This is a genomic window from Serratia sp. MF1(2023) (assembly GCF_030954545.1).
Taxonomy (GTDB): Bacteria; Pseudomonadota; Gammaproteobacteria; order Enterobacterales; family Enterobacteriaceae; genus Serratia; species Serratia sarumanii.
The window spans coordinates 63,635-85,044 of the sequence record NZ_JAVHUX010000031.1; the positions used below are offsets into that span (position 1 = coordinate 63,635).

The 21,410-nt window shown below is 61.3% G+C and carries 18 protein-coding genes; 6 read left to right on the top strand and 12 right to left on the bottom strand.

Annotated features, from left to right (window positions below; genetic code table 11):
* Window positions 1–4: 4 nt before the first annotated feature.
* The 4 genes from REA38_RS15680 to REA38_RS15695 form a co-directional block, all read right to left on the bottom strand.
* Entirely contained in the window at window positions 5–385 is a 381-nt protein-coding gene (locus tag REA38_RS15680) for a type II toxin-antitoxin system VapC family toxin (protein WP_033653957.1), read from the bottom strand.
* On the bottom strand, window positions 385–606 hold the full coding sequence (locus REA38_RS15685) for a ribbon-helix-helix domain-containing protein (protein ID WP_004933932.1): 222 nt from the start codon (window positions 604–606) through the stop codon (window positions 385–387). Before REA38_RS15685 ends, REA38_RS15680 begins: the two co-directional genes overlap by 1 nt.
* A 75-nt stretch (window positions 607–681) precedes the next feature.
* Window positions 682–1,932: a valine--pyruvate transaminase gene (locus REA38_RS15690; RefSeq protein WP_060388266.1), complete on the bottom strand. Its 1,251-nt coding sequence runs from the start codon at window positions 1,930–1,932 to the stop codon at window positions 682–684.
* A 135-nt stretch (window positions 1,933–2,067) separates the two neighbouring features.
* Window positions 2,068–4,131 (bottom strand): alpha-amylase, encoded by a 2,064-nt coding sequence (locus REA38_RS15695; RefSeq protein ID WP_308886197.1) that lies wholly within the window; start codon window positions 4,129–4,131, stop codon window positions 2,068–2,070.
* Window positions 4,132–4,327: 196 nt separating this feature from the next.
* Between REA38_RS15695 and REA38_RS15700 the strand changes: the two genes are divergently transcribed.
* Window positions 4,328–4,480, top strand: a complete 153-nt coding sequence (locus REA38_RS15700; RefSeq protein WP_019455508.1) for a hypothetical protein — start codon at window positions 4,328–4,330, stop codon at window positions 4,478–4,480.
* Between the two features lies 1 nt (window position 4,481).
* Here the strand turns inward: REA38_RS15700 and ghrB are convergent, their stop codons facing one another.
* The 8 genes from ghrB to REA38_RS15740 form a co-directional block, all read right to left on the bottom strand.
* Window positions 4,482–5,459 (bottom strand): glyoxylate/hydroxypyruvate reductase GhrB, encoded by a 978-nt coding sequence (gene ghrB, locus REA38_RS15705; RefSeq protein ID WP_033636542.1) that lies wholly within the window; start codon window positions 5,457–5,459, stop codon window positions 4,482–4,484.
* A 72-nt stretch (window positions 5,460–5,531) separates the two neighbouring features.
* Window positions 5,532–6,800, bottom strand: coding sequence for an MFS transporter (locus REA38_RS15710; protein WP_033636543.1), 1,269 nt, complete (start codon window positions 6,798–6,800; stop codon window positions 5,532–5,534).
* Window positions 6,801–6,940: 140 nt separating this feature from the next.
* The gene (locus REA38_RS15715) at window positions 6,941–7,906 is read right to left on the bottom strand and encodes a sugar kinase (RefSeq protein ID WP_041038167.1); all 966 of its coding nucleotides are present in this window, start codon (window positions 7,904–7,906) and stop codon (window positions 6,941–6,943) included.
* Window positions 7,907–7,913: 7 nt separating this feature from the next.
* Window positions 7,914–8,666 carry a sugar phosphate isomerase/epimerase gene (locus REA38_RS15720; protein ID WP_039568256.1) on the bottom strand — a complete coding sequence of 251 codons (753 nt, stop codon included), beginning with the start codon at window positions 8,664–8,666 and terminating at the stop codon, window positions 7,914–7,916.
* Window positions 8,667–8,832: 166 nt separating this feature from the next.
* A complete protein-coding gene (locus REA38_RS15725; RefSeq protein WP_308886199.1) occupies window positions 8,833–9,867 on the bottom strand; it encodes a LacI family DNA-binding transcriptional regulator in 1,035 nt (344 codons plus the stop codon).
* Window positions 9,868–9,991: 124 nt separating this feature from the next.
* Window positions 9,992–10,654 carry an OmpA family lipoprotein gene (locus REA38_RS15730; RefSeq protein ID WP_308886201.1) on the bottom strand — a complete coding sequence of 221 codons (663 nt, stop codon included), beginning with the start codon at window positions 10,652–10,654 and terminating at the stop codon, window positions 9,992–9,994.
* Between the two features lie 247 nt (window positions 10,655–10,901).
* Window positions 10,902–11,354, bottom strand: a complete 453-nt coding sequence (locus REA38_RS15735) for an N-acetyltransferase (protein WP_041037311.1) — start codon at window positions 11,352–11,354, stop codon at window positions 10,902–10,904.
* Entirely contained in the window at window positions 11,351–11,917 is a 567-nt protein-coding gene (locus REA38_RS15740; RefSeq protein WP_033636547.1) for a DNA-3-methyladenine glycosylase I, read from the bottom strand. The genes REA38_RS15735 and REA38_RS15740 overlap by 4 nt, the downstream gene beginning before the upstream one ends.
* 196 nt (window positions 11,918–12,113) lie before the next feature.
* Here REA38_RS15740 and REA38_RS15745 point away from each other — a divergent pair, with 196 nt between their 5' ends.
* The 5 genes from REA38_RS15745 (at window position 12,114) to REA38_RS15765 (ending at window position 21,363) form a co-directional block, all read left to right on the top strand.
* Entirely contained in the window at window positions 12,114–14,102 is a 1,989-nt protein-coding gene (locus REA38_RS15745) for an autotransporter domain-containing protein (protein ID WP_308886202.1), read from the top strand.
* 737 nt (window positions 14,103–14,839) lie between these two features.
* Window positions 14,840–15,757, top strand: a complete 918-nt coding sequence (gene glyQ / locus REA38_RS15750) for a glycine--tRNA ligase subunit alpha (RefSeq protein WP_004933966.1) — start codon at window positions 14,840–14,842, stop codon at window positions 15,755–15,757.
* Between the two features lie 9 nt (window positions 15,758–15,766).
* Complete coding sequence (gene glyS / locus REA38_RS15755; protein ID WP_308886204.1) at window positions 15,767–17,836, top strand: glycine--tRNA ligase subunit beta; 2,070 nt, start codon at window positions 15,767–15,769, stop codon at window positions 17,834–17,836.
* Window positions 17,837–18,181: 345 nt separating this feature from the next.
* The gene (locus REA38_RS15760) at window positions 18,182–18,901 is read left to right on the top strand and encodes a DUF3053 domain-containing protein (protein WP_033653963.1); all 720 of its coding nucleotides are present in this window, start codon (window positions 18,182–18,184) and stop codon (window positions 18,899–18,901) included.
* Between the two features lie 542 nt (window positions 18,902–19,443).
* Window positions 19,444–21,363 (top strand): PTS mannitol transporter subunit IICBA, encoded by a 1,920-nt coding sequence (locus REA38_RS15765; protein ID WP_041037303.1) that lies wholly within the window; start codon window positions 19,444–19,446, stop codon window positions 21,361–21,363.
* The last annotated feature ends 47 nt before the right edge of the window (window positions 21,364–21,410 follow it).

Genomic DNA, 21,410 nt, shown 5'->3' on the forward strand with positions numbered 1-21,410 from the left:
CCGACTACAGCCGGTAAGGTATTAACACGCCGTTGTCAGTGCCAAAATCTTTGGGGTTGCGGGAGATGAGCGTCCGGAACCCCACCTGCGCGGTGGCCCAGACAATGGCGTCCGGCAGCTTCACATGCTGTGAGTGGCGCAGTTCTACGGCGCGTTCGGCAACTTCATCGGTAATAGGCAGCAGCAGGAATTGCCCTAAAAACTGGCGCGTTTTCAGCTCCAGCGCCGGCCCCTGTTTTTTGGCACCCACCATCACTTCCATCCAGGTGATGGCGCTAATAGCCGGGTTGATGTGGTATTCGGTCAGAACGTCTTTGGCTTGAGGAATGCCGTTGAGATAATCGATCAGGATATTGGTGTCGAATAACGCCCGTTGAGCCACCATTATTCCCACTCCTCGCGCTGACGATTTTCGTAGTCTACGCCATCGCCCATCGCCCCGGACCAGAGCCCGAAAGCATTGCTGGGATCTTCAACGTGGTTCTCCGTCAGATAACGGGAGACGGCCTGACGGATGATTTCGGCCCGGGGAACGTGGCGGATATTTTTCAGATTGTCGAGCTGCCGCAGGTCTTCTTCAGGTAAATCGATCACGATGCGAGTCATCGCTAGCCCTCCAAAAAAAAGATATACGATATATGCATCGTATATCTTTATCGGTCGACTTTCAATCAGCTGGCGTTAGCCTTCCTGATGCGCGCGTTCGATCTCTTCCGCCAGGATCGCCACGCCGCGCTCGATTTTCTCCGGATCGGGCACGTAGTTCATGCGCATGCACTGGTGGGTGTGCGGCCATTCGTGCTCCAGCCCCGGGAAGAAGTAGTGGCCCGGCACCATCAGCACGCCGCGCTTTTTCAGGCGCTGATACAGTACTTCGGTGGTGATCGGCAGATCTTTGAACCACAGCCAGAGGAAGATAGCCCCTTCCGGTTTGTGGATCAGGCAGCGCTCCGGCGACAGGTAGCGGCGGATAATCTCGATGGTGTGCTCGACGCGCTGTTTGTAGAACGGGCGAATCACCTCGTTCGACAGGCGCAGCAGATCGCCGCGCGCGATCATTTCCGTCGCCATCGCCGGCCCCATGCTGCCCGGCGACAGGCTGATGATGCCGTTCATGTTGGTCAGCGCGGTGATCACCTTCTCGTCGGCGATCACGATGCCGCAGCGCGAGCCCGGTAGGCCGAGCTTGGACAGGCTCATGCACAGGATGGTGTTCGGGTTCCACAGCGGCGTGGCGTCGCTGAAGATGATGCCGGGGAACGGCACGCCGTAGGCGTTGTCGATCACCAGCGGAATGTCGCGCTGCTGCGCCAGCAGGTCGAGCTTCATCAGCTCTTCGTCGGTGATCACGTTGCCGGTCGGGTTGGTCGGCCGCGAAACGCAGATCATGCCGATGTCGTCGCCGATGGTGAGGTGTTCGAAATCAACGTGATATTTGAACTGGCCGTCCGGCAGCAGCTCGATGTTCGGTTTGGCGGAGACGAACAGCCCTTCGTCCAGCCCGGCGTCGGCATAGCCGATGTATTCCGGCGCCAGCGGGAACAGCACGCGGCGGCGCGAACCGTCGGCGTAGCGGCCGGCGAACAGGTTGAACAAGTAGAAAAACGCGCTTTGGCTGCCGTTAGTCAGTGCAATATTCTGTGGCGAAATCTCCCAGCCGAGCTCGTCGCACAGCAGATTGGCCAGCGCTTTCAGCAGCGCGTCCTTGCCTTGCGGGCCGTCGTAGTTGCACAGCGCTTCGGTCAGTTTGCCCTGATCGAGCATCTCCTGGCACAGCTGTTTGAAGTAGGCTTCCATCTCTGGGATCTGCGCCGGGTTGCCGCCGCCGAGCATGATGGCACCGGGGGTGCGCAGGCCTTCGTTCAGGTCGTCCATCAAACGGGTAATGCCCGCATAACGGGTAAATTTTTCGCCGAAAAGTGAGAAAGTCATAGGTGCAGCAGTACTGTTTCTTAGCAGGTAATCCCCCACCATACCGCCAGACAAATCCCGCTGCAACGCGGCCGATAAATCGACCAATGGGCACAAACTTCGCCCATTGGCCGATTGGTAGCATATTACGCTGGATTATTGTGACCGTTCGCCGGCCCACACCACCATCACCTTATCGTCGCCGAGCCGGCGGCTGAAGGCGTAGTAGGCGGCGTGTGGCTGCGGGGTTTGCACGCCGCCGCCGATCGCCGGATGGCGAGCGCGGAACTGCCCCAACCGTTGCCAGTGGGCCAGCATCGGGGCTTTTTCCCCCAGCAGCTCACGCCAGTTCATGTCGGAGCGGGTGCCCTGCAGCGGATCGGAACCGGTGGGGCCGAGCGGGCGGCCGCTTTCATCGCCGTAGTAAATCTGCACCGCGCCCGGCGCCAGCAACAGCAGGTTCGCCGCCCGCTGTTGCAGCGGCAGCGAGCCTTTGGCGTCGCTGGCGAAGAACAGCCGGGTGTCGTGTGAAGAGAGGTAGCTCAGCACGTTGAAATCCTGCAGCCGCTCGGCCATCTGCCGGTAGGTGGCATCAATGTCGGCAAAGCAGCCCAATGCCTGCGCCGCCTGGTCCTGGAAGTCGAAGTTGATCATCGCGTCGAAGCCGTTTTGGTAATAGTCGCTTTTCATCACCCCGTGGCCCCAGGCCTCGCCGGTCATCCAAAACGGCGCGTCATCCAGCGCCTGCTGCGGATGATCCGCTTTCCACGCCGCCAATGCCGCCGTGGCGCGCTGCTTCAACAGCGCCAGCGTCGGTTTTTCCACGTGCTTGGCGGTATCGACGCGAAAACCGTCGATGCCGTAATCGCGCACCCACTGGCTGAGCCAGACGGTCAGGTAATCGCGGGTGGTGGCGCCGGGCATGTCGCGCGCGGCGGTGTCGGGTTTGTGGCGATAGAACAGCGGCAGGCCGCTGGCGCCGGGCGCTTCGGTTTTGATGTCCGGCAGGAAGGCCAGCGACATCGTCAGATCGTCATAGCCCGGTGAGTCATAGTCGCCGATGTCGGTGCGGATCCAGTTTTTCCCCCACCATTGGCGCCAGCCCGCCTTGTCGCTGAAGTTGATGTAGTCGTTGAAACTGTGCCAGTTTTGCCCTGGCCCGGGGCGCCAGTCGCCCCAGTTTTTCCCCAGGGTTTTCTCCACCTCCGCGCCTTGCAGATACAGCGAGCCGAAGTGAAACGTCTGCATATCCGCCAGCGTGGCGTAACCGACATGGTTCACCACCACGTCGAACAGAATGCGAATGCCGCGCCGATGCGCTTGTTCGACCAGCGTGCGCAGCTCCTGTTCGGTGCCCATGTTGGCGTCGAGGCGAGTCCAGTCGAGCGCGTAATAACCGTGATAGGCGTAATGCGGGAAATCGCCTTTGGTGCCGCCGCCGACCCAGCCGTGGATCTGCTCCAGCGGCGAGCTGATCCACAAGGCGTTGACGCCGAGCTGCTGCAGATAATCCAGTTTTTGCGTCAGGCCGGCCAGATCGCCGCCGTGAAAGGTGCCTATTTCCTGCAGGCCGTCGCTGCGGCGCCCGTAGCTGTGGTCATTGGCCGGATTGCCGTTCTCAAAGCGATCGGTCAGCACGAAGTAGACCGTGGCGTTATGCCAGCTGAACGCCGCCGGTTTCGCCGTGGTGGCGGACTCCAGCAGCAACAGGCCGCCGCTGGCGGCGGCGGGCTGCAGCGTGATTTTTCCTTGGTTCACCTGCGCCGTTTGGCCGGAATAGAAATCGCGCAGCGTTTCGCCTTCGGCGAAGGTGGAGGCGACGTCGACCGTGACCGGCTTGCCGTCCCAGCGCGGGCAGCTGCGGGCAACAACGGCGGCGCTTTCCGGCGCGCTGCGCAGGCTGAGCTGCAGCGTCGGCGTGCCGCTGCGGGTGTTGATGCGCACCTGATAGTCGCCGGCGCGGAACTGTCGCCAGCTGGCCGGCGGATGGGCGCCGCAGGGCTGCAGCGACAGCGTCTGGTTAAGCTTCACCGCCTCGGCCGGTTGCCAACAGTGGTTATCCTGATACAGGCGCAGCGGCAGCTGGCCTTTGGGCAGCGCGGCCTGGCTGGTAAACAGCCCGGCGGCAGTTTCGTCGAAGGCCGGGAAACCCGGCAGCGTCCAGCCGGCCAGCGCCGAAGGCGACAGCAGCATCAACAAGGGCAGGGGTAACAGTTTCATGGCTCTCCTTACGCGCGGCAGGAAGCGTTTTTCTCGCAGGGTAGCGCCCAGTGTGGCAAACGGCGGAAAAATAGCCTCCTCCCTGCGAGGGTTTTTCGGGGAGGAGAGAAAGGGCGGAGCGTTTTCGGATTGATTCGGCTTGGCTTTGCGCGCGCGCTGCGGCAGATTAAACGATGAACATCAAAGGAGGTTAGCGATGACGGACAAAAACTGGCGAGAAGAGATCGTTCAGGCAATTCAGGATGCCGAATTGCAGCACTTCGCCGAAGAACATCAGCTGCAGGCGCTGTTCGCGCCGCAGCAGGAAGAGCAACACGGCCGGTTATCCGCAGACCACCGGCCGCGCTGAGTTATTTCCGCAACAGCTGCGGGTTGACGCAGTTTTCTTTCACCGTGCCGGTCAACGCGGCGATCAAATTATCCACCGCGCAGGCGGCCATGCCGTAGCGCGTTTCATGGGTGGCGGAGCCGATGTGCGGCAACGCCACCACGTTCGGCATGCTGAGCAGCGGCGAGTTGGCCGGCAGCGGCTCTTTCTCGAACACGTCCAACCCGGCGGCGTGGATCACGCCGTTTTGCAGCGCTTCGATCAGCGCCTGCTCATCCACGACCGGCCCGCGGCCGGCGTTGATCAGAATGCCGCTTTTCTTCATCTTCGCCAGCTGGTCGCGGCCGATCATGTGGAAGGTTTGTTCGGTCAGCGGCAGCGTGATGCACACGAAATCCGATTCGGCCAGCAGGGTATCCAGATCGCAGCGGCGCGCGTTAAAGCGCTGCTCCGCCTCTTCGTGCGTGCGGCGGGCATTGTACAGCACCGGCATGCCGAAGCCGAAGTGCGCGCGCTGCGCCAGCGCCAGGCCGATGCGCCCCATGCCGAGGATGCCGATGGTTTTATGGTGCACGTCGACGCCGAACCAGTCCGGCCCGATGCTGCCGCGCCATTCGCCGGCCTTCACCCGCTCTGCCACTTCCACCACCCGGCGCGCGGTCGCCAGCACCAGGCTCATGATGGTGTCGGCGACGGTTTCGGTCAGCACCGTCGGGGTGTGCATCAGCAGCACGTTATGGGCGTTGAGCGCCTCGACGTCGAAGTTGTCGTAGCCGACGGAAACGGTCGAGGCCGCGCGCAGTTTGGGCGCCTGCTTCAGGAAGGCTTCGTCAATTTTACCGCCGGAACCGATGATCCCTTCGGCCTGCTGCAGCGCCTGGCGCAGTTCGTCGCGGTTCTCCGGCTGCAGGCCGTTGAAGGCGTGCACGGTGAAGTGCTGTTCCAGACGTTCACGCAGATCGGCGGGCAGGCTTTTGTACAATACGATAGAAGGCTTCATCACGAACTCCAGCTGGGCCAAAGGGGGCATGGCGCCCCCCGGTTGGGTTAACAGATAAAAAGTATAATCGGATCAAGCCAATTGCGGCTGGATCTCGTTGCGGGCGGGTTTGACGATCAGCGTCAACACCACCGCCACCACCAGTGCGATGGCCATAAACATGTAAGAGGCCGCCGGGCTGCCGGTGGCGCCATTCAGATAGCCGACGAACCACGAACCGAAGAACGACCCCAGCGCGCCCATGCTGTTGATCAGCGCCATGGCGCCCCCGGCGACGTTTTTCGGCAGCATTTCCGGAATGATGGCGAAGAACGGCCCGTAGGGGGCGTACATCGCGGCGCCGGCGACCACCAGCAGGCCGTAGGAGATCCAGAAGTGGTTGGCGCCGACGGCGTAAGAGCCGAAGAACGCCAGCGCGCCGATCAGCAGCAGCGGCCAGACGAACAGCTTGCGGTTTTGCATTTTGTCCGACGCCCAGGAGACCACGATCATGGCGATGGTCGCCGCCAGGTAAGGCACCGCCGACAGCCAGCCGGCTTCCACCATGCCCATCTGCATGCCGCTGCGCAGGATGGAAGGCAGCCACAGCACGAAGCCGTACACGCCGATGCTCCAGGCGAAGTACTGCACGCACAGCAGGATCACGTTGCGCGAACGGAAGGCTTCGCCGTAGTTGCGCACGGCCTTGATGCCTTTTTGCTCTTCGTCCAGCTGCTGTTGCAGCGCCTGTTTCTCATCGGCACTCAACCAGCCGGCCTGCGCCGGTTTGTCTTTCGCCAGCACCCACCAGCAGAACGCCCAGATAACCGCCGGAATGCCCTCGATGATGAACATTTCACGCCAGCCGAAGGCGTGGATCAGGTAGCCGGACACCACCGACATCCACAGCACCGTCACCGGGTTGCCGAGGATCAGGAAGGTATTGGCGCGTGACCGCTCCGATTTGGTGAACCAGTTGCTGATGTAGATCAGCATCGCCGGCATCACCGCCGCTTCCACCACGCCGAGGATAAAGCGGATGGCGGCCAGCATCGGAATATTGCTCACCACGCCGGTCAGCGAGGCGCAGCCGCCCCACAGGATCAGGCACCAGAAGATCAGTTTTTTGACGCTGCGGCGTTCGGCGTAGATGGCGCCGGGAATTTGGAAGAAGAAATAACCGAGGAAAAACAGCGCGCCCAGCAGCGAGGACATGCCTTTGGTGATGCCGAGATCTTCATTGATGCCGGCGGCAGAGGCGAAGCTGAAGTTGGCGCGATCGAGATAGGCCAGGCTGTAGGTGATAAACACGATGGGCATGATGTACCACCAGCGTTTGGCCGCGACAGTCGCTTTGTTCATGTTCAGTATCCTTCAGTGGTGTTGCGTCCCCTTCGCCCGGCACGCTGGGCATGCAAGAGGAAGGGGCAGATGCTCTCCCGACGCGTCCCGGTTGTAGGGCCAGAGGCTGACGTCATGCGGAGAAGTCGTTTTTTTTATTGTTATTCGGCCAGCGCCGCGCGGGTCGGCAGGCCCTCGCTGTCGCCGATGGCCTGGATCGCCAGCGAACCGATTTTGTTGCCGCGCTGCACCGCCTGTATCAGCGTTTTGCCTTCCAGCAGGGCGCTGAGGGTGCCGACGGCAAAGCCGTCACCGGCGCCGACGGTATCCACCACGTTGTCGACCTTGACCGCGGCCACCGCCGCCTTGTCGCCGGCGGCGGTTTTAAACCAGGCGCCGTCCGGGCCGGTTTTGATGATCACCGCCTGCACGCCGCGTTCCAGATAGAAATCGGCGATGCCTTCCGGCGTCGATTGGCCGGTGAGGATCTGCCCCTCTTTCAGCCCCGGCAGCACCCAGTCGGCGGCGAACGCCAGCTGGTTCAGCTGCTCGATCATCACCTCGCGGCTGGGCCACAGCACCGGGCGCAGATTGGGATCGAACGAAATGGTTTTGCCCATGGCGCGCATCTCGCGCGCCGCATGGTGGCACAGCGCCAGCGATTCGCTGGATAGCGCCGCCGCCACGCCGCTCAGGTGCAGGTGGCGCGCAGAACCGAAATACTCAGGGTTGAAATCGGTGACCGACAGGTGGCTGGCCGCCGAGCCTTTGCGGAAGTATTCCACGCTGGGATCGGTACCATCGGCGGTTTTGGATTTCACCTGAAAGCCGGTGGGATAGTGGCCGTCGACCGTCACCTGCCGGTAGTTGATGCCTTCTTTTTTCAGCTGCTGCAGGGTGAAGCGGCCGAACGAATCGTTGCCGACGCGGCTGACCCAGCCGACATTCATGCCCAGGCGCGCCAGGCCGATCGCCACGTTCAGCTCGGCGCCGGCGATGCGTTTGGTGAAGGTTTCCACCTCCGCCAAATCGCCGGTTTGCGCCGCCACGAACATCGCCATGGCTTCGCCCAGCGTGACCACATCCAGGGGCGCCTGCTGCGCCGTCGTTGCCGTTAACGTTGTCATCATGGGGTTACTCCGCACGCAAAATATTGACGTAATGGCGGGTGACGGCTTCCAGATCATCGCCCTGCAACGGGAATTCGATGCCGCGCGGCGCATCGTGCGGCAGGCGGGCCAGCAGATCGCGCCAGCTGCCGTCGGTATCGTCCAGCGCGACGGCGCGCCAGCCGCGCGGGCCTTGGGTGGCGGCTTTGACGTGCACGTAACCGACGTGGCGGGCCAGGCGTTCGGCGGCGGCGAAAGCGTCTTGCCCCACCCATAGCCAGTTGGCCATATCGAAGGTCATGCTGACCGGCAGGTGGCTATCTTCCGCGGCGTGGAAAAAGGCGTTCAGCATCGACAAAATGCCGCAGTCCGGCGTCTGATCGTTTTCGACCACCAGTTTGACCGGGTGCTGCTCCAGCGCCACTTTCAGCTCGGTAAAATCAAAACCGGGGCGGAAATGGCCAAGGGACAGCTTCAGCTGGCGCGCGTTCAGCGCCTGCGCTTCCGCCAGCAGCGCCGCCAGGTTGGGGTTCAGCGTATGTTGCGGGGTGAACAGCGCCTCAGGAGCGGAGTAGACGGCGAACAACTGTTGGCGATCGATTTCTTGCGCCAGGGCCGGCAGGCTGTCCAATTCGCCGGCGGCGAACAGTTCGCGGCGGATCTCCACCCCGTCGGCGCCCGCGCCGGCGATGATGGGCAACAGCGCGCGCTGGCCGCCGTATTGTTTGACGGTATCGGTGCCGTAGGCGCCGGTGACCACGATGATTTCTGTTTTCATTTTGACTCCTGAGGCGGCATTGTCGCCGCCGCTGCTGTTACCGGTACGTTAAATGGAACCGGTTCCAGCGAAAAGCGACAGAGTGTAAAAATATGATCGCAATCACGAAGCTGAGCAAAAAACAGCCGATGAGGGCGGGGCGGGCAACGGCCCCGGAGAAGGCGGGTTAGCGGGTGGTGGAGCCGCGGACGATCAGCTCGCCGGAGAACATCTGCTCGCCGCTGGGGGCTGCCAGGCCCTGAATGCGCTGCACCAGCCGCTCCAGCGCCGCGTGCCCCATTTGGTAGGTGGGCTGTTTCAGCGTGGTGATGCCGACGCCCGCCAGCTCCGCCCACTCCAGCTCGTCGAAGCCCAGCAGGCCGATGTCGTTGCCCCACTGGATGCCGAGCCGGCGCATGGCGCGCGCCACCTGCAGCGTCAGGGCGCCGTTGGCGGAGATCACCGCCTTGCGCATGCCGCGATGGCGGTCGCTGAAATCGCTCAGCACCTGCTCCAGCTTCTGCCGATCGTTGAGCGGCGTTTCGGCCTGCTCCGCCGACAGCGTGGGGTGCTGCGCCATGGTATGTCTGAAAGCGTGCAGGCGCTCGAGACGGGTATTGACCGTACCGAGCGGCTCGCTGAGGAACAAAATCGCTTCGAAACCTTGTTGCAGCAGGTGTTCGGTGGCGACGGTGGCGGCTTCGCGGTTGTTCAGGCCCACCACGTCGCAGGCGAAATCGGGGATTTTGCGGTCGATCAGCACCATCGGCAGCATCGACTGCTGCAGCGTGGATAACGCTTCCTCGCGCATGCCGACCGCGTTGACCACGATGCCCTCCACCCGGTAACTGCTGAGCAGCTGCAGGTAGTGCTGTTCCTGATTGACTTCGTTGTTGGTGTTACACACCAGCAGGGTAAAGCCGTGCTGGCGGCAGGCGGCCTCGATGCCGCGCATCACGTCCACCGAATAGGGGTTGGTGATATCGGCGAGGATCAGGCCGATCAGGCGGGTCTGGCCGCCCTTCAGGCTGCGCGCCATCTGGCTTGGCCGGTAGTCGAGCTGCTGGATCGCCTGTTCGATGCGCTGTTTGAGATCGTCGGAAAGCAGGTGCTGTTCACCATTCAGATAGCGCGACACGCTGGTCTTGCCGGTTTTGGCGATGTTGGCCACATCGCTGATGGTGGCGCGTCCTGAGGCGCGCGTTGCCTTGCCTGTGCTCACAGCCGATCCCTCCTGCGGTTAATTGCCAAGGAGACTACCATACCCGATGTGCGGGCGGGAGTGTTGAAGGGTAAGGCGAAAATCGCAGGGAGGCGGCGGGGCGCCGGTGGCGCCCCGCACGGGATTACTGCAGCGGGCTGAGGGTGATCTCGACGCGGCGGTTTTGCGCCTTGCCTTCCGCGGTACTGTTGGAGGTGATCGGGTTGTCTGGACCGGCACCGGTGGTGCGGATACGGTTCGCCGCCACGCCCTGGGTGATCAGTGCGCTGGCTACGCCGTCGGCGCGCTGCTGCGACAGGTTCATGTTGAGCGAGCGGGAGCCGGTGCTGTCGGTGTAGCCGACAACGTTGACCGCGGTTTTCGGATACTCTTTCAGCACCATGGCGACGCCGGTCAGGGTGTTGGCGCCCGCCGGTTTCAGCGTGGCGCTGCTGCTGTCGAAGGTCACGTTGTTCGGCATGTTCAGCACGATGTTGTCGCCCTGGCGGGTGACGCTGACGCCGGTGCTTTTCATCTTGTCGCGCAGTTTGGCTTCCTGCACGTCCATGTAATAGCCTGCGCCGCCGCCGAGGGCTGCACCGGCCGCTGCGCCGATCAGCGCGCCCTTGCCGCGATCTTTCTTGGAAGAGGACAGCACGCCGACACCGGCGCCCAGTGCGGCGCCGAGGCCCGCGCCGATGCCGGATTTACCGGCTTCGGATTCACCGGTGTAAGGGTTGGTGGTACAGGCCGACAGCGCGAGCGTGAGGCTCACGGCGCCGGCAATAATTGCAATGCGTTTTTTCATGTTCTTGTCCTTAATGGCATCAGAATCTGTACGCGCCGGCCCAAAGCGGGGACGCAAAAAAGTGGGTGACGCAGGGAACCCGCGTCGCCGCGCTACCTATGACGCGCGGTTTCGCCGGCAGTTCCGGAGAAAAACGTGACAAATGATGAGCGCGGGTAAGTGCTGGGGGAGTTATGCGGTAAAACGCCGGGCGGCGCTATGCAGCGGATTCTTAATTGTGCGCATCCGGAGTGCGGATGCGCCTTTTTTAAGCATAACAGGTTGAATTTTCGACTGCCGGCCAGTTCATGATCAGCGTATAGGCCTGGGTTTCATCATTGAACAGGCGCTGCGTCACCTGAAAACCGTGCCTGTGGTAGAACGCGCAGGCGCGCAGGTTCTGCTGGTACACCTCCAGGCTGAGCCGGCGGTAGCGCTGCTGCACGTGCGTCATCAGCGCCTGGGCGACGCCGCGGCCGTGAAACGCCCGCTCGACAAACAGCGCGCCGATGAACTGCTCGTCCAGCACGCTGATAAAGCCGACGATCTCGTCGTCATGCCAGCAGGCCCAGCTTTGCGCGCGCGGCAGGTAGTTTTCACGCACCAGCGCGGCGCTCTCACGCCAGTATTTTTCCGCCACGAACGGATGAGCGGCGATGGTGCTGGGCAGCCATAGCGCCATCAGCCGGTCGATATCCTCCGGGCCACAGGGGCGGATCACCGTGGCTTTGGGTAGCACATGCATCCCGTGAGATGATCGTTCACCAGCCCGCTGGCCTGCATGAAGGCGTAACAAACGGTGGAGCCGATAAACTTGAAGCCGCGTTTTTTCAACGCCTTGGACATGGCGTCGGACTGCTCGGTTTTGGCCGGCACCTGGTTCAGCGCCTGCCAGCGGTTGAGCTGCGGCCGGCCGCCGACGAAGTCCCAAATGAAGGTAACGAAATTCTCGCCGGCCGCCTCCATCGCCAGATAGGCTTTGGCGTTGGTGATGATGGCTTCTATCTTGCCGCGGTGGCGGATGATGCCGCTGTCCTGCAGCAGGTTTTCCACGTCCTGTTCGGTCATGGCGGCGACCCGCTGCGGATCGAAACCGTGGAAAGCGCGGCGGTAGTTCTCGCGCTTTTTCAGGACGGTGATCCAGGAAAGGCCGGCCTGCTGTCCCTCGAGGCACAGCATTTCAAACAGCTCGCGCGCGTCGGTGGTGGGCGCGCCCCATTCCTGGTCGTGATACTCGAGATACAACGGATCGGCCGTCACCCAACCGCAACGTTCGTCTGCCATCCTGACTGTCCTTATGCTGTATTTATGAACAGTAATCATCGCTCGAAGCGCCGAACTTGGCAAGCCTCTGATTGTTTTGTCATCAGCCCGCTTGACGTGACGAAAAAGCCGACAATAGTTACTACATGGCCGGTGGAAAACCGGCCAACGATAAAAACGACATTGCCTTCATTTGCAGGCTCTCAGGAGTCGATTCATGCCTCTAAAAATAACGTGCATGCCCCGCCCGGCGGCGCTTGCAGTGGCGTTGCTTTGCAGTGTGACCCTTCCGGCTCAGGCGTACGATCAACTCTACGTCTTTGGCGATAGCCTGAGCGATACCGGCAACAACGGCCGGTTCACCTATGACGGTAACCAGCACCTGCTGTACGACGAAGCGTTGGCGCAACGCATCGGGGCGGCGCTGGTGGCTTCGGACAACGGCGGTGAGAACTACGCCGCCGGCGGCGCCGTGGCGGTGCCGGGCCTGAACCCGGCCGACAACACCCAGGATCAGGTGCAGCGCTATCTGAACCGGGCCAACGGCCAGGCCGACGGCGACGGTTTGTACGTTCATTGGATCGGCGGCAACGATCTGGCGGCGGCGGCATTAAATGCCGCTACCGCGCCCGGCGTGGCCTATAACAGCGCCGCCGCGGCAGCCGCGCAGGTGCATTCGCTGCTGAACGCCGGCGCCGGCACGGTGATCGTGCCGACGGTGCCGAACATCGGCTCCACGCCGCAGCTGATGGAATTGATCATTCAACAGGCGCTGTCGCCGGTGCAGGGGGCGGCGATCCAGGCGGCCTATGCCACGCTTAATTCGGTGGCGACGCCAGACAACGCTTCACGCACGCAGGCGATCCACGCGGCGTTGGCCGCCGCGGCGAAGCAGGGCAGCGCCATTCCTCAGGTGCAGCAGGCGATCGCCACGCAGCTTATCGCGGCGTATGACAGCCTGAGCGCGCAGGCCGCCCAACTGACCGATTTCTATAATCAAAGTGAAGACCGTTTGCTGGCGCAGGGCGGCGGCAATATCGTGCGGGTGGACGTCAACAAGCTGTTCGCCGAAGCGATCGCCAATCCGGCGCAGTTCGGCTTCGCCAACACCGCCGGCATGGCTTGCCCGCCGGGCGTTTCCTCGGCGGTCTGCAGCTCCGATATGCCCGGCTTCGACGCCGGTCAGTCCTATCTGTTCTCCGACCATTTCCACCCGAGCCCGCAGGCGCACCTGCTGATTGCGGATTATATCCAGGCGGTGTTGGATGGCCCGGCGCAGGTGGTGGCGCTGAATCAGGCGACTGCGGCGATGGCGCGCGACAGCCGCGCCACGCTCGACAGCCGCTTCCAGCAGCTGCGCCACGGCGAAAACCCGCAGGGTTCGCTGGGCGTGTTCGGCGGTTACGCCGGCCAGCACTATGACTATGCCGATAACCGGGCGGCGGGGGACGGCAACGCCACCACCCACAACCTGACCGTCGGGGTGGACTATCAGCTGACCGACGGCTGGCTGATCGGCGCGTTGATCGCCGGTTCCAACGACGATCAACATCCTTCCAGCCGCTTTGATTACAAGGCGCGCGGGCTGCTGCTGTCGGCTTTCAGTTCACTGGCGATATTCGAGCAGGGCTGGGTCAACGCCGATTTGCACTATACGACGATGGATTATGACGACATCCGCCGCAGCCTGCGGCTGGGGCCGCTGACGCGCACCGAAACCGGTTCGACCACCGGCAGGCAGTGGGGCGCGCGCGTGACCGCCGGCTATGACTTCCCGATCGCTTCTTACCTGACCACCGGGCCGGTGGCGCAGTTCGCCTGGGATTACAGCCGCGTTTCCGGCTACAGCGAAGATGGCGATGACAGCACCGCCATGCGCTTCAACGATCAAACCTACCACTCGCAGATCGGCGCGTTGGGCTGGCGGCTGGATACGCAATTCGGCGTGTTTAACCCTTATGCGGAAGTGAGTTATCAGCACCAGTTCGGCGACGACGTCTACCGCGCCGGCGGCGGCCTGAAATCGACGCAAACCTCGTTCACCCGCGACAGTGCGGGCCAGGACAAAAACTGGGTGGATGTCACGTTGGGGGCCAACATGCCGTTGACGGACAGGGTATCGGCCTTCGCCACCGTCTCGCAAACCGGCGGGCTGAGCAGCGGCGAGCAGTTTATGTATAACGTCGGCGTCAGCGCGCGTTTTTGAATTGGCCATCGGCGCGTTCAAGGGCGCAGGATCAGGATAAGCCATAAGGTCTGATAAGGGATTTATGCGAAAGGCGGCTTGGGGGGAATTATGCGGGCCGCAGTGACGTTGGCGGAAATACAAAAAAAAACTGATCCTATGAAAGGATCAGGTAGCCACTTGGCCAACACCAGGGAAAATTTTATTTATTATTGTATAACCAAAGATTAACTGTCAATTTGTTTCTGTGGCCCGTTAGCGCCGTATTTCATCCATGGCCATTCCTTCCATACCCAACGCGTCGGCACGCCGCGTGATATCGCCTTATTTTTCACGATATAAGAAATAATCTGGCACTTGATCACATTATCTCTCGATGAAGGGAGTTTTTTAGTTGATAAAATTAACAAGAATAACATTGGTGCAACTTTATCTCGTGGGAAATATAAGGATATATGCACGTAAATCAGCTTAAATTTGGTCGATGAAGAGGGAAGTAGCGTTCAGCCAATTGACTATTTAAACGGCGGTGAGTGATATTTTTGTTAAGTGGCTCTAATGTGTATGCCGGGTATGTCTTTCTGAACGGCAAGGTAACCGGCCGGCGTGTTGTCCTTCCCGCTGGGCCCGCCGCGGGAAAATCCAGCGCTTCTCGTCCCGATTCGCACTTGTTGCCGGATTCTGGCTGTATATCTTACGGTCAAAGGGTATACTGGCGCATTCCATCTAAATCCACTTGTATCGCGTGCGAATTCAACATGCAAAAGTTTGATACCAAGACCTTCCAGGGCCTGATCCTGACACTGCAGGATTATTGGGCGCGCCAGGGCTGCACCATCGTTCAACCATTGGACATGGAAGTCGGCGCGGGAACCTCACACCCGATGACGTGCCTGCGCGCACTGGGGCCGGAGCCGATGGCCGCCGCCTATGTGCAGCCATCCCGCCGCCCGACCGACGGCCGCTACGGTGAAAACCCGAACCGTCTGCAGCACTACTACCAGTTCCAGGTGGTGATTAAGCCATCGCCGGACAACATTCAGGAACTCTACCTGGGCTCGCTGAAAGAGCTGGGTCTGGATCCGACCATCCACGACATTCGCTTCGTGGAAGACAACTGGGAAAACCCGACGCTCGGCGCCTGGGGCCTGGGTTGGGAAGTGTGGCTGAACGGCATGGAAGTGACGCAGTTCACCTACTTCCAGCAGGTCGGCGGCCTGGAGTGCAAGCCGGTGACCGGCGAGATCACTTACGGCCTGGAGCGCCTGGCGATGTACATCCAGGGCGTGGACAGCGTATATGATCTGGTGTGGAGCAACGGCCCGCTGGGCGTCACCACCTACGGCGACGTGTTCCACCAGAACGAAGTGGAGCAGTCCACCTACAACTTCGAATACGCCGATGTCGACTTCCTGTTCTCCTGCTTCGAGCAGTACGAGAAAGAAGCCCAATCGCTGCTGGCGCTGGAAAAACCGCTGCCGCTGCCGGCCTACGAACGCATCCTGAAGGCGGGCCATACCTTCAACCTGCTGGACGCGCGCAAGGCGATTTCGGTGACCGAGCGTCAACGCTACATTCTGCGCATCCGCACGCTGACCAAAGCCGTTGCCGAAGCCTACTACGCTTCCCGCGAAGCGCTGGGCTTCCCGATGTGCAACAAGAAGAACGAGAACTAAGAGGCAGCCATGACTCAACAGACTTTCCTGGTGGAAATCGGCACGGAAGAGCTGCCGCCGAAGGCTCTTCGTTCCCTGGCGGAATCTTTCGCCGCCAACTTCACCGCCGAGCTGGACAACGCCGGCCTGGAACACGGTGACGTGAGCTGGTTCGCCGCACCGCGCCGCCTGGCGCTGAAAGTGGCCAACCTGAGCGCGGCGCAGGCCGATCGCGAAATTGAAAAACGCGGCCCGGCGATCGCCCAGGCGTTCGACGCCGAAGGCAAACCGAGCAAAGCGGCCGAAGGCTGGGCGCGCGGCTGCGGCATCACCGTCGATCAGGCTGAACGCCTGGTGACCGACAAGGGCGAGTGGTTGATGTACCGCGCCCACGTCAAAGGCCAGTCGGCGCAGGCGCTGCTGGCCGGCATGGTCAGCACCGCGCTGGCTAAACTGCCGATTCCGAAACTGATGCGTTGGGGCGACTCCGACGTGCAGTTCGTGCGTCCGGTGCACACCGTCACGATGCTGCTGGGCGCCGATCTGATCCCGGGCACCGTGCTGGGCATCGACTCTGCGCGCACCGTGCGCGGCCACCGCTTCATGGGCGAAGCCGAGTTCACCCTCGGCAACGCCGACCAATACCCGCAGATCCTGCTGGAGCGCGGCAAAGTGGTCGCCGATTATGAAGCGCGTAAAGCCCTCATCAAGCGCGACGCCGAGCTGGCGGCGCAGAAGATTGGCGGCAAGGCCGATCTGAGCGACAGCCTGCTGGAAGAAGTGGCCTCGCTGGTGGAATGGCCGGTGGTGCTGACCGCCAAATTCGAAGAGAAATTCCTGGCGGTGCCGGCGGAAGCGCTGGTGTACACCATGAAGGGCGACCAGAAGTATTTCCCGGTGTACGACGCCGCGGGCAAACTGCTGCCGAACTTTATCTTCGTGGCCAACATCGAGTCGAAAGACCCGCAGCAGATCATCTCCGGTAACGAGAAAGTGGTGCGTCCGCGTCTGGCCGACGCCGAGTTCTTCTTCAACACCGACCGCAAGAAACGCCTGGAAGACAACCTGCCGCGCCTGGAAACCGTGCTGTTCCAACAGCAGCTGGGCACCCTGCGCGACAAGACCGACCGCATTCAGGCGCTGGCGGGCTGGGTTGCCGGCCAGATCGGCGCCGACGTCAACCACGCCACCCGCGCGGGCCTGCTGTCGAAGTGCGACCTGATGACCAACATGGTGTTCGAATTCACCGACACCCAGGGCGTGATGGGCATGCACTACGCGCGCCACGACGGTGAGGCGGAAGACGTCGCCGTTGCGCTGAACGAGCAGTATCAGCCGCGCTACGCCGGCGATGCGCTGCCGCAGTCGCTGGTGGCCTGTTCCCTGGCGATCGCCGACAAGATGGACACCCTGGCCGGCATCTTCGGCATCGGGCAGCATCCGAAAGGCGATAAAGACCCGTTCGCGCTGCGCCGCGCCGCGCTGGGCGTATTGCGCATCATCGTCGAGAAAAACCTGCCGCTGGATCTGCAGACCCTGACCGAAGAGGCCGTGCGCCTGTACGGCAGCAAGCTGACCAACGCCAAGGTGGTCGACGAGGTGGTGGAATTCATGCTGGGCCGCTTCCGCGCCTGGTATCAGGAAGAAGGCCACGCTGTCGATACCATTCAGGCGGTGCTGGCGCGCCGTCCGACCAAGCCGGCCGACTTCGACGCGCGCGTCAAGGCGGTCTCCCACTTCCGTACGCTGGAAGCGGCGGCGGCGCTGGCTGCGGCCAACAAACGCGTCTCCAACATTCTGGCCAAGTCTACCGAAACGCTGAACGACAGCGTGCGCGCCTCGGTGCTGAAGGATGCAGCGGAGATCCAGCTGGCGACTCACCTGGTGGTGCTGCGCGACAAGCTGCAGCCGTACTTCGCGGCGGGCAACTACCAGGAAGCGCTGGTGGAGCTGGCTGCGCTGCGCGAGCCGGTGGATGCGTTCTTCGACAACGTGATGGTCATGGCGGACGATGCGGAAGTGCGCGTGAACCGTCTGACGCTGTTGAGCAAGCTGCGCGAACTGTTCCTGCAGGTGGCGGATATCTCCGTGCTGCAGTAAGTGGCCTCTCTGCTGTGACAAGGCGCCTGCGGGCGCCTTTTTTTATTTCCGTTTCCTGGGGGCGAAGGCAAGGTCGCCTGGCGACTTGAGGGGCGACTTGAGGGGCGACTTGGGGGGCGACTTGGGGGGCGACTTGGGGAAATTGAAGCGTCCGGTCGCCGACGGCAATGAACCTCAGTGCGTTTTGCGCACGATTTTCAACCGCATCCGGCCGGGGCAATGCTCATCGCAAGCGGAATCGCGTATCGGAATGCCGCCAGTTGATCTATTCTTATAGGCGCACGGAGTGCGGTAAAAGGGGCGGAGTCCAATGAAAAAGCAGGTTTATAACAGGAGTTATGTCACATGGCGGTAGGGATCCAGAGCAGAGGTTTCGCGCGTTGGTTGGCACCGGTATTGGCATTGTTGGTGGTCATGCAATTGACCGCCTGCGGCGATAAAGAGCCGGAACAGCGCAAAGCATTTATCGATTACTTACAGAATACCGTGATGCGCAGCGGGGCGAACATCCCCACGCTGAGCGAAGACCAGAAGCAGAAGTTCGGCAACTATGCCGGCGATTACGCGATTTTGGTCGGCTTTTCGCAGCAGCTGTCCAAGTCGGTCGGCGCCAGCCTGACGCCGGCGCTCGATCAGATTAACCAGATCCGCACCGCGCAGGACTACCTGAACAAACGCGACGCGCTGCAGCAATCGGTCGGCGCGTTGAACCTGCTGGGCCAGCAGATCCAGTCCGCTAAATCGCAGGCGGATACCGCCCGCGCGGCGCTGAAGCAGCCCGACGATCTGAAGGCGGTGTACAACCAGGCCTATGACAAGATCGTTACCGCACCGGCCAACGCCTTGATGCCGGCGATCCCGACCACCGCCGGCTTCGTGCAGGATCTGGTGCAGGTTGGCGATTTCCTGCAGAGCCAGGGCAATCAGGTCAGTTTCAACAACAACGGCGTGCAGTTCCGCACCGCGCAGCAGGTGGCGCAGTACAACACCATGATGTCGAATCTGGTGGCCAAGCAGCAGAACCTGCTGAATGCGCAGAAAGTCGTTCAAAGCGTGACGCAATAACGCGCCGCATGCACGACATACGGGCCGGCATTGCCGGCCCGTTTTATTTCCCCTCAGCGTTTCCAATAGCTTGCTGGTTTATTGCGCAGGCTTCTGTACTACACTTCAATTAATCCATTCATTCGGCAATGTAGTTTTCTTTCATTCATCACTTCGCTAGTTCCCGGCGGGATGAATGCTCACAGGGATGATCAAACAGAGCGTCGCGATCGGCGCCGCAGTTGAAAATAAATTGTGATGTTTATCACAATTTAAAAACAAACCATCAATTTAAAAATGTGATCAACATCACTTTACTGTGGGTTTTCAGGCGATTTTTTTCTCACTGTGCTTTTTTTACACGCCATAAGTGTGATCTTTATCACTAGAAAGGGTGGTTTGTTTGGGTGTTGTATGTGATTTGTGTCACAAAAAATCCGTGAAGTTCGCGTGACAAAAACAGCGTGATAGAGTCCGTTTCGCATACAGCGGCAACACGGCTGGATCGTCACAACAATAATCACGCGCTCTATTGTCAGCGCGTAACAATAGGGGTGTGTTTTATGTTTTCACCAGACATCAAGGTTAAAGTACAAAACTTTGGCCGCTTCCTGAGCAACATGGTGATGCCCAACATCGGCGCCTTTATCGCCTGGGGGATCATCACCGCGCTATTCATTCCAACCGGCTGGCTGCCGAATGAAACCTTAGCCAAGCTGGTCGGCCCGATGATCACCTACCTGCTGCCATTGCTGATCGGTTATACCGGCGGGCGGCTGGTGGGCGGCGAGCGCGGCGGTGTGGTCGGCGCTATCACCACCATGGGCGTCATCGTCGGCGCCGACATGCCGATGTTCCTCGGCTCGATGATCGCCGGTCCGCTGGGCGGCTGGGCTATCAAGCACTTTGACCGCTGGGTGGACGGCAAGATCAAAAGCGGTTTTGAAATGCTGGTGAACAACTTCTCCGCCGGCATCATCGGCATGCTGCTGGCGATCCTGGCTTTCCTGGGCATCGGGCCGCTGGTGGAGGTGCTCTCCAAACTGCTGGCGGCGGGCGTGCACGTGATGGTGAAGAACAACCTGCTGCCACTGGCGTCCATCTTCGTTGAACCGGCGAAAATCCTGTTCCTGAACAACGCCATCAACCACGGCATCTTCTCGCCGCTGGGTATCCAGCAGGCCACGGAAGTCGGCAAGTCGGTATTCTTCCTGATCGAAGCCAACCCAGGCCCGGGCATGGGCGTACTGATGGCCTACATGTTCTTCGGTCGCGGCAGCGCCAAGCAATCCGCCGGCGGTGCGGCAATCATTCACTTCCTGGGTGGCATCCACGAAATCTACTTCCCTTACGTGCTGATGAACCCACGCCTGCTGCTGGCGGTGATCCTGGGGGGCATGACCGGCGTCTTCACCCTGACGATGCTGAACGGCGGCCTGGTTTCTCCGGCTTCTCCGGGTTCGATCCTGGCAGTGCTGGCGATGACCCCGAAAGGCGCCTACTTCGCCAACATTGCGGCGGTGTGCGCAGCCTTTGCCGTCTCCTTCGTGGTGTCCGCTTTCCTGCTGAAAACCTCCAAGGTGAAAGAGGATGACGATCTGGAAGCCGCGACCCGTCGCATGCAAGAGATGAAATCGCAGTCCAAAGGCGGCGCGGCGACGCCGGCATCGGTCGACGGCGATCTGAGCACCGTGCGCAAAATCATCGTCGCCTGCGATGCGGGCATGGGTTCCAGCGCCATGGGCGCCGGGGTGCTGCGCAAGAAAGTGGCCGACGCCGGGCTGAAGAACATCTCGGTGACCAACAGCGCCATCAACAGCCTGCCGGACGATGTGGATCTGGTGATCACCCACCGCGATCTGACCGAGCGTGCGATGCGCCACGCGCCGCAGGCCCAGCACATCTCGCTGACCAACTTCCTCGACAGCAAGCTGTACAGCGATTTGGTCGACCGTTTGCTGGCGGCCAACAAAACCAGCGACAACCAACAAAAGGTACTGGGCGCGCTGGACGACAGCTTCGAAGCCGGTGAATCGAACCTGTTCAAGCTGAGCGAGAGCAACGTGTTCCTCAACCTGCAGGCCAGCGACAAAGAGCAGGCGATCCGCTTCGCCGGCGAGCAGCTGGTGAAAGGCGGCTACGTCGAGGCGGAGTACGTGCCGGCGATGCTGGAGCGCGAGAAACTCACCTCCACCTACCTGGGCGAGTCGATCGCCGTGCCGCACGGCACCATCGAGGCCAAAGACCGGGTGCTGCGCACCGGCGTGGTGTTCTGCCAGTACCCGCAGGGCGTGCGCTTCGGCGAGGAAGAGGATGAAGTGGCCCGTCTGGTGATCGGCATCGCCGCGCGCAACAACGAGCATATTCAGGTGATCACCAGCCTGACCAACGCGCTGGATGACGAGAGCGTGATCGAGCGGCTGGCGAATACCACCAGCGTCCAGGAAGTGCTGGACCTGCTCGGCGGCAAAAAAGCCGGATAACAGAATCATTTTAAAGGGTGCAGCTTGCTGCACCCTTCGACATTAAG

Bases quoted from the DNA above. Each gene is read 5' to 3' on its own strand.
- REA38_RS15690 (WP_060388266.1), bottom strand. From the start codon at position 1,932: ATGACTTTCTCACTTTTCGGCGAAAAATTTACCCGTTATGCGGGCATT.
- REA38_RS15765 (WP_041037303.1), top strand. From the start codon at position 19,444: ATGTTTTCACCAGACATCAAGGTTAAAGTACAAAACTTTGGCCGCTTC.
- glyQ (WP_004933966.1), top strand. From the start codon at position 14,840: ATGCAAAAGTTTGATACCAAGACCTTCCAGGGCCTGATCCTGACACTG.
- REA38_RS15745 (WP_308886202.1), top strand. From the start codon at position 12,114: ATGCCTCTAAAAATAACGTGCATGCCCCGCCCGGCGGCGCTTGCAGTG.
- REA38_RS15695 (WP_308886197.1), bottom strand. From the start codon at position 4,131: ATGAAACTGTTACCCCTGCCCTTGTTGATGCTGCTGTCGCCTTCGGCG.
- REA38_RS15760 (WP_033653963.1), top strand. From the start codon at position 18,182: ATGGCGGTAGGGATCCAGAGCAGAGGTTTCGCGCGTTGGTTGGCACCG.
- glyS (WP_308886204.1), top strand. From the start codon at position 15,767: ATGACTCAACAGACTTTCCTGGTGGAAATCGGCACGGAAGAGCTGCCG.
- REA38_RS15730 (WP_308886201.1), bottom strand. From the start codon at position 10,654: ATGAAAAAACGCATTGCAATTATTGCCGGCGCCGTGAGCCTCACGCTC.
- REA38_RS15700 (WP_019455508.1), top strand. From the start codon at position 4,328: ATGACGGACAAAAACTGGCGAGAAGAGATCGTTCAGGCAATTCAGGAT.
- REA38_RS15715 (WP_041038167.1), bottom strand. From the start codon at position 7,906: ATGACAACGTTAACGGCAACGACGGCGCAGCAGGCGCCCCTGGATGTG.
- REA38_RS15710 (WP_033636543.1), bottom strand. From the start codon at position 6,800: ATGAACAAAGCGACTGTCGCGGCCAAACGCTGGTGGTACATCATGCCC.
- REA38_RS15740 (WP_033636547.1), bottom strand. From the start codon at position 11,917: ATGGCAGACGAACGTTGCGGTTGGGTGACGGCCGATCCGTTGTATCTC.
- REA38_RS15685 (WP_004933932.1), bottom strand. From the start codon at position 606: ATGACTCGCATCGTGATCGATTTACCTGAAGAAGACCTGCGGCAGCTC.
- REA38_RS15720 (WP_039568256.1), bottom strand. From the start codon at position 8,666: ATGAAAACAGAAATCATCGTGGTCACCGGCGCCTACGGCACCGATACC.
- ghrB (WP_033636542.1), bottom strand. From the start codon at position 5,459: ATGAAGCCTTCTATCGTATTGTACAAAAGCCTGCCCGCCGATCTGCGT.
- REA38_RS15680 (WP_033653957.1), bottom strand. From the start codon at position 385: ATGGTGGCTCAACGGGCGTTATTCGACACCAATATCCTGATCGATTAT.